Annotated in this window: 1 protein-coding gene; it reads left to right on the top strand. The window is 39.1% G+C overall.

Features of this window, described 5'->3' with window-relative positions; genetic code table 11:
- Window positions 1-92: 92 nt before the first annotated feature.
- Window positions 93-1,259 carry an integrase gene (locus HND50_22385; GenBank protein ID NOG48001.1) on the top strand — a complete coding sequence of 389 codons (1,167 nt, stop codon included), beginning with the start codon at window positions 93-95 and terminating at the stop codon, window positions 1,257-1,259.
- Window positions 1,260-1,384 lie beyond the last annotated feature (125 nt).

Here is a 1,384-nt window from a genome sequence, read left to right as displayed (position 1 = left end):
GCGACTTGAATCAAATTAAATGTAACCCTGGCCATTTCAAAAAGTAGTCGTTGACTCATAATTTATGTAACCCAAAACTGGAGTCTAAAATTATGAGTGGTCATTCTAAAAAAGAATACCTGAAAAAGATTCGGGAACGGTACCGAAAAGCATCAAAAGAAGAAAAAATATCCTTGCTTGACGAAGTGTGCGAAGTCTGCAGTTTTAACCGTAAATATGCGATCAGGATATTGAACAATAAAAAGGCGAAAACAGACACGCCCAAAAAACGAGGTCCCAAAAAACGGTATAACCATCCCGATATTTTAAAAGTGATCCGTTTTATCTGGCGTAAGACAAACTTGCCCTGTTCCAAAAGACTGGTGGAAATATTACCACTTTGGTTGCCTTTCTATCCTTTAGAAATATCTGAAGAGATCAGAAGAAAAGTACTGGGCATATCGGCGGCCACTATCGACAGATTGATGCGTGAAGACCGCGGTAGGTACCTCAAGATAGGGCTGGCAACCACCAAACCGGGTTCCCTGCTAAAGAAGCATATTTCGGTTAAGACCGGTCAATGGGATGAAACAAAGCCTGGTTATTTGGAGACAGATACCGTGGCCCACTGCGGCAGCTCAATGGCCGGGCAATTTGCCTTCACTGTCAACAGTGTTGATATTGCTACGACATGGACTGTCCAGCGCGCTGTATGGGGCAAGGGCGAACGCGGCGTAAAAGCAGCTATTTCTGAAATGGAACAGGTACTGCCTTTTGACATTCTTGGTTTTGACTGCGACAATGGATCAGAATTCTTAAATTGGCACTTAGTCCGTTTTTTTAGCAACAGAAAAAAACCGGTCAAGTTTACCCGTTCACGGCCTTACTATAAAAACGACAATGCCCATATAGAAGGAAAAAACTGGACGCATATCAGGGAGTACTTAGGCTATCAGCGGTTTGATAACCAGCAGATTGTAGCTTTAATGAACAACTTATATAGTAGCGAGTGGTATTTATATTTCAATTTTTTTATGCCTTACTTCAAGCTTGTTTCTAAAATAAGGGAAGGGGCAAAAACTATAAAAAAATACGACAAGCCCAAAACACCCTATCAAAGAATTCTGGAATCAAAAGATATAAATGACGAGATTAAACGTAAGTTGACAAAAACGTTCAAACAGCTAAACCCGTTTGATTTACAAAAAGCCATGGCTATCAAGATAAAACAAATTATAAACCTGGCAAATTCACCCGTATGTGAAAATGTGGAAAGCTAAAGAGTTATGCACATAAATCCACAACTTATTAACAAAAAAGAAGCAAAAAAAGGAAGTACTAAAAACGTTATACTACAACAACTAAATTTATCTTACAAAGTTACCTTTTATTATGAGTCAACTGG

This window comes from Calditrichota bacterium (assembly GCA_013112635.1).
Lineage (GTDB): Bacteria > Calditrichota > Calditrichia > Calditrichales > J004 > JABFGF01.
Note: the sequence above shows the minus strand (reverse complement) of the source record. Positions and strands in the feature narration are given on the sequence as shown.

What these genes read in the sequence shown, in the direction of transcription:
- HND50_22385 (NOG48001.1), top strand. Translation starts at nt 93, where the DNA reads ATGAGTGGTCATTCTAAAAAAGAATACCTGAAAAAGATTCGGGAACGG.